Genomic DNA, 6,173 nt, shown 5'->3' on the forward strand with positions numbered 1-6,173 from the left:
GTCGTGAACGTCTCCAGGATCCGGGAGATCTCCCCCGGCTTCACGTTGGGGTCCAGGCTGCGGATGAGCCCCGGCAGGGTACTCGTGTCGACCTTCCATTTCGCCAGCAGCCCCTTCGTGCGTCTCGTGCCCTGGAGGGCCTTCTCCACCTCGGCCAGCCCCTTCATCATCCCCGTGACGCGACCCGTGTGCAGCTTCGCCTTGAAGCCCGCCATCAGGGCCTCGAGCTCCTGGCGGGCCACGTCGCCCGCGGGGATGGCGGCGTGCACGAGTGACAGCTTGCGCCACGCGTCCGCGATGCGCTCGACGCGTCCCACCAGGTCGCGTCCGGCGGGCGGCAGCGGGGTCTTGTGGCCCAGCCGCAGCTCGATGGAGATGTCCCACTCATCGATGGCCTTGAGCAGGGCGTCCACGTGGACGTCTTCCAGGCCATGCGCCTTCCTGAAGGAGAAATCGCCCAGCTTGTCGCGCAGCTCGCGCAGGTTCGACCGGAGGTTCTCTCCCACCGCCGTGAACTTCTCGAGCCTCGGGGGATGCTCGCCGCCCTTCACCTCCACCAGGTGCAGCTTCGCGCGCGTCGGTGCGCCAGCGTCGTCGAACTCGACGAGGATCTCGTCGAAGCCGCTGCCCTGGGCCTCGCCCAGGGGTTTGAAGTCCAGCCGCCGGAACTTCTTCGTGGGGCCCAGCTGGTCGCCCAGCAGCGCCTCCGTCATCTTCTTGGAGGACGTCTTCTCCAGCGTTCCACCCGCCTCGTGGGTGAGCTTGCCGCGCACCTCCCAGCGCTGGCCGGCGCGCTTGTTCATGACGAGCTGGAGCTGTTCCTTGGTGCCGTTGGCGCGCGTCACCTCCACCAGCTTGTAGTAGCGGGTCTCCCCGGTGCGGCGCTTGACCTCCATCCACGCGGGGCCCACTTGCTCCACGGTGTCGCCGGGATCCAGCTTGAGCGTGGTGCGCTCCCGCTGGTGCTGCGTGAAGACGTTGCGCTCCGCCGTCGCGATGAACGGGTCCCCGTCCATCGGTCCCGTCCTGGAGAACGGGCCAATGTCCTCATGGGCGGCGTGCTGGGTCGTGTTGGGCCAGACATCCACGGGCCGGCCCGGCTCCCGCACGACCGGAGGCGTGTCCGTCACGACCAGGGCCGCGGGCTGCGCCTTCTTGCCTCCGGCCTTCTTCGCCACCGCGGTCTTCGGCGGCTTCTTGGTGAACAGCCGCGGCGGCTCGCGCAGGTACTGGGGCTTCGCGCGCGCGCCCTGGCCGAACTCGGCGAGCTGCACCGGGGTGAAGGCGTCCACCTCGCCCAGCCGCTTGCGCAGGTTCTCCAGCGTGCGCTCACCCTGTTCGAGGCGCCGCGCCGCCTCGCCCGGCTCCATGGACACGCCGCGCTTCGCCTCCAGCGAGGCGAGCAGCGACTCCTGCGCGTCGATCTCCAGGAGCAGCTTCTTGCGGTACAGCTCGAACTGCTTCTCGACGGGCAGCTTGTCCCAGTGGCGCAGCGCCGTTTCGTCCAGCGAGCGCACCAGGTCGCGCGTCGCCTTGTCGTGACGCTGGAGCAGGTGCAGGCCCTCTTCGCCCAGGTCCGCCAGGTCCGCGCCCGCCTTGACGACGATGGTCGGCTTGCCCCGGCGGAACATCGTGACGGCCTGCCCGGACTCGCTGCCGGTGAGCGCGAGGAAGTCCGCCTCGGAGACCAGCTCGATGGGCGTGTTCGCGAACGCCCGGCGCTGCGCGGGTGGGACGTGCGTCAGCAGCTCCTTGCGCATCACGCGCTGGAGCTGCTTCTTGTCGAAGTCGCCCGACATCTGCTTGAGCAGGCTGTCGTCGAACTCGCGCAGGAAGTCCTTCATGCCTCCCGCCGGGTTCTCCACCTTCCACTTGCGGTACAGCGTCACGCGCTCCTGGGGCGTGCCCCGGAAGGCGAGCAGGTCGCTGGTGCGCGGCGGGGGCGGCCGGGGCTTGGAGATGCCGCCCAGCGCGCCCAGGCCTCCCGCGAGGACGGCGCCCGGGGCCGCCTGCATCGCGGTGCCCGCGAGCACGTTGAACAGCGCGTTGCCGCCCTTGTAGTTCTCGTCGTTGAGGACGTTGCCCAGGAACGCGGAGGGCACCGACTGCACCAGCCCCTCGGCCCCCTGGGCCAGGCCGTGCGCCGTCATGCGCGCGAGCACGCCACCTTCCTCCGCCATGCGCGCGAGGAACCCCAGCTTGAGCAGCTTGGAGCCCATGCCCGCCGTCGCCAGGGAGGTGAGCGCGTCCACGGCGCCCACGCCCGCGTCGGTGGCCGCCTCCTCCCAGCCGTAGGCGGCCCCCTTGAGCGACGCCTTGGCGATCATCGTCACCGCGGCGATGGCCACCGCCGTGCCCACGAGCACCGTGGAGCTGGCCATGAACGCGCCGAACGCCGCCCAGAACCCCACGCCCACCGGAGGGGCGAAGATGCTCAGCACCACGCCGATGACGACCGCGATGGCCATCACCGCCGCGCTGGCGAGCGTCACGATGAAGTCGGTGACGGTGTCCACCTGCTCGCGGTGCATCTTCACCGCTTCGTCCGCGAGCTCCGCCTGGTGCTCCACCCGGACGGCCTTCTTCTCCCAGCCCTCCTGCCACGCGCGCAGCGTGTCGGCGTTGTAGTCCTTGTCCCCCGGTTTCGGCCGCCGCGCCTCGTGCAGCTCCAGCGCCCGCACCTCGTCGTCGAGCGTGGACGTCTGGGTCCGGAGGAGCTCTCGCGCCGACCGGGAGAACATGTTGGACGACCGCTCCTCGAAGCCCTCCCGGCGCCGCGCCCGCGCCAGCTTCTCCCGGGGCGTGACGGCCTCGCCGTAGTCCACCACGTCGAGGATGTCGAAGGCCTCGCGCCCGCTCAGCTCCTCCGCGATGCGCGCGCGGAAACGCTCGAACGGGGTGCGTGTGTCCCAGGGGGCGGGCGGGTTGTTCTTCGCCCACTCCTCGGCGATGGCGTTGATCTCCTCGCGGCTCTTGCCTTCGAGCACCTCCTTGAGGATGTCCTCGTCGGTGCCGGCGCCCTGGACCGCGTACTGCACGGCCTCCGCGTCCGTGAGGTAGCCCTTGGCGAGCAGGGCATCCACCGCGTCCCGGTCCGCGCCGGACGTGTCCCTGCGGACGACCTGTTCGAACTGTGTGATCTCGAAGCCCTCGACCGAGTACGTCGCGTCGTACTCCGCCGCCAGCGCCTTCATGTTCGCCTGGGCGTTGGCCTGGGCGTGGGCCTTCGCCGCGACGTCCACGGCCTTGCGCTCCTTCGCGAAGCGCGCCTGGACCTTCTCCGGGCTCCACTTCTCCAGGAACTCCAGCTCGCTGATGAGTCCTTTCTTGCGGTCCGCGGCCGTGAGCGGGCCCTCGGAGGCGGGCTTGACCTTCTCCTCGTCCAACCCCCGCTCGATGTCGATCCGCTCCTGGATGTCCAGGTAGCCGTCGCGCCGCTCGTTGGCGATCTGCCGGCGGCCCTCCGCCGACATGGCGTCGCGGATGATCTTGTCGTCGGCGTAGAAGAAGCTGGTGTGCTCGATCTGGATGCGCGCGGCGTCGACCTGGAGGCCCTTGTCGTCGCGCAGGCCCTCGATGAGCTTGAGCTCCTCGCCACGCATCTCGTCGTGGTACGCGGCGCTGAGCGCGCTCTCGCCCGCGGCGCGCTCCGTCCAGTCCTTGCCGTACTGCTTCTCGTAGGACGCGTCGATGGCCTGGTTGCGCTTGAGCAGCTCCTCGCGGAACGTCTTGGAGTCCCAGCCGTACTGCTGCGCGTCGGCCTCCGTCTCCTTGCGGATGCGGTCGTAGACGGACTCGATGCCCTTGCGGTCCGTGCCCAGGCCGAAGAACCACGAGCCGCGCATGGCGCGGTCCATCTCGATGGCGCGCGCGTCCTCGGTGCGGCCCTCCACCAGGGCGTGCATCTCGTCGACGTCGTGCGTCTTCAGGGCGCCGCTGCGCAGCTCGTCGTCCATCTTCGCGACGAGGTCGCGGCCGTACTTCTCCTTGTAGGCCTTCTTGATGGCGTCGATCTGCTCGGGCGTCTTGCCGCGCAGCAGGGTGAGGATCCTCTCCTCGTCCGTGCCCAGGCCGGTGCCGAGGAACGTGCCCTCCATGGCGTCGTCCAGCTCCACGGCGGCGGCCTTGGCGGCGTTGCCGGAGAGCAGGGCCTCGGCCTTGTCCCAGTCGTGCGTGCTCGTGCTGAAGAAGTCGTCCAGCTCGCTCTTGAGCCGCTCGCGCAGGTTCTCGCCGCCGTTGCGCGACGCATAGAGCAGCTCGACGTAGTGGCCCTGGAGGGGCGTGAGGTTCGCGAGCGCGTCGAAGATCTTCTGCTCGTCGGTGCCCCAGGTGTGGTTGACGCCCTGTTCCACCTTCCCGACGATGTTGAGCGCGTCGGCGCTGAACTGCGGCTTCTGCGCGTCCACCACAGTCCGGACGCGGTCCAGGTCGCTGGAGGCGAGGATCTCCTTCTCCAGGGCCTCCATGAGCGGCTTGCGCCGCTGGCCGGAGATGCGCACGGCCAGCCCTTCCGCCAGCGCCTGGACGGCGTCCTTGCCGTTCTTGCCGTAGTAGGAGAGGAGGATGGCCTTCTGCTCCTCGCCCAGGTCGTTCCGCTTCTCGAGCGCCTCGGTGTCCAGCTCCTCGCCCTGGCGCAGGCGCACCTCCGCGAGGAACAGCATGTTCTTGTCGAGCGACGTCTTGTTCTCTTCGGCGCGCGCGGCCTCCCACGCCTTGCTCTCGTCGTGGGCGGTGTCGAGCCAGTCGATGATCCAGCTGATCAGCCGGTCCCAGAACCCGCGCTCGTAGCCGATCTGCTGCGCGTGCCAGTCGCGGATGGTCTCCTTGGCGGCCTTGCCGGCCCCGCGCAGCTCCTCCTGGTAGGTCTCGACACCCTGGTCGATGTCGCGTTTGGCCTGACTGACGACGGCGCCAAGCTCCTTGCGGCGGTCGTCGAGCCACTTCTTGGTGGGGCGGTACAGCTCCGTCGCGGCCTTGAGCTTCACCGGATCATCGCCGGCGTCCTTCTTGAGCTGCCATTCGTCCTGGAGCGCGGCGAGCTCGTAGGCGCGCATCTGGTCGCTCGCGGCCTTCGCGAAGGCCGCCTTGAAGCGCTTGCCGTTCTGGTCGTACCGGACGACCCAGCTGCCCACCTTGGTGTCGACCGCGGCGAGGAGCGCGTCGCGCTTGCGGCGGGCCTCGGTCAGGTCCACGCCTCCCTGGATGGCGGCGGCCCGGGCCTCGGCCTGGGCGTCCAGCGAGGCACGCACACGTGAGAGGGCATCGCCGAAGGTCTTCCCGCTCTCCACGAGGCTCGTCTTCGCCTCCTCGTGGGCCTTGCTGAGCGTCTCGGTGGTGGCCGCGTGCGAATCGACGAGGTGCTTGCGGCGGGCCTCCACCTTGGCGTCCAGGTCCTCCTTCTTGATCTGCGCGGCGTCGGCGACGCGCTGGAGCTCGGCGGCGAAGATGGGGCGTTCGGCGGCGATGAGCGCGACGCCCCACGACGTGTCGAGCCCGCCCGGGACATAGGCCTCGCGGGCCTTCTGGACGGAGGCGTCGGCGTACCGGTCCGGGGCGGCGAGCAGGCGCGCCAGCACGTCGCCGATGTCCACGCGGGCGAAGTCGGGGACGTTGATGGGCGCGGGCGCGGCCTCTTCGAGGACGGTGATGCCCTTGGCGGGCTCCTTTGGTTGGGCCTTCGCCTTCTTCTGCTTTTCGGCCGCGTCGGTGATCTTCTTCTGGAGCCGCGTCCAGTCCTTGAGCTTCTCCGGGTCGGTGGGCTTCGGGCCGCCGGGCTTGTAGACGAGGTCGCCCAGGGGGCCCTTGATCAGCAGGTGCCCGCCGTCGTCCCGCATGAGCTGCGCGCCAATCTCCGGCACGTGGCCCAGCGGGCTCTTCTGGAGGTCGGGGAGCTTCGCGTTGCGGACCTCCAGCTTGCGGTCGCACTTGCTGTCGACCAGGGCGGAGGCCTTCCCGGTCGGGTCGTCCGGGATGGCCGGCAGATCCTTCGGCTGCTTCGCCGGGGTGATGGCGCGCTTGCCTTCGTCCTCGAGCTGCTTGAGGCGCGCGGCGCGGACTGCGTTGGGGTCCACGGCGGCCTGCTGGATCTTGAAGGTGTAGCGCGGCGCTGGAGGCAGCTTGGGTTCGGGGACCTTCTCCGTGGTGCTGGCGATGCGACCCTTCCAGGCCGCCAC

1 protein-coding gene is annotated in these 6,173 nt (G+C 69.7%); it reads right to left on the reverse strand.

What is annotated here, in order from left to right; translation table 11 throughout:
- The coding region (locus D7V93_RS35760) for a hypothetical protein (protein ID WP_147451515.1) at positions 1 to 6,173 on the reverse strand (6,173 nt) is incomplete at both ends.

The organism is Corallococcus llansteffanensis (genome assembly GCF_003612055.1).
GTDB classification, from domain to species: Bacteria; Myxococcota; Myxococcia; order Myxococcales; family Myxococcaceae; genus Corallococcus; species Corallococcus llansteffanensis.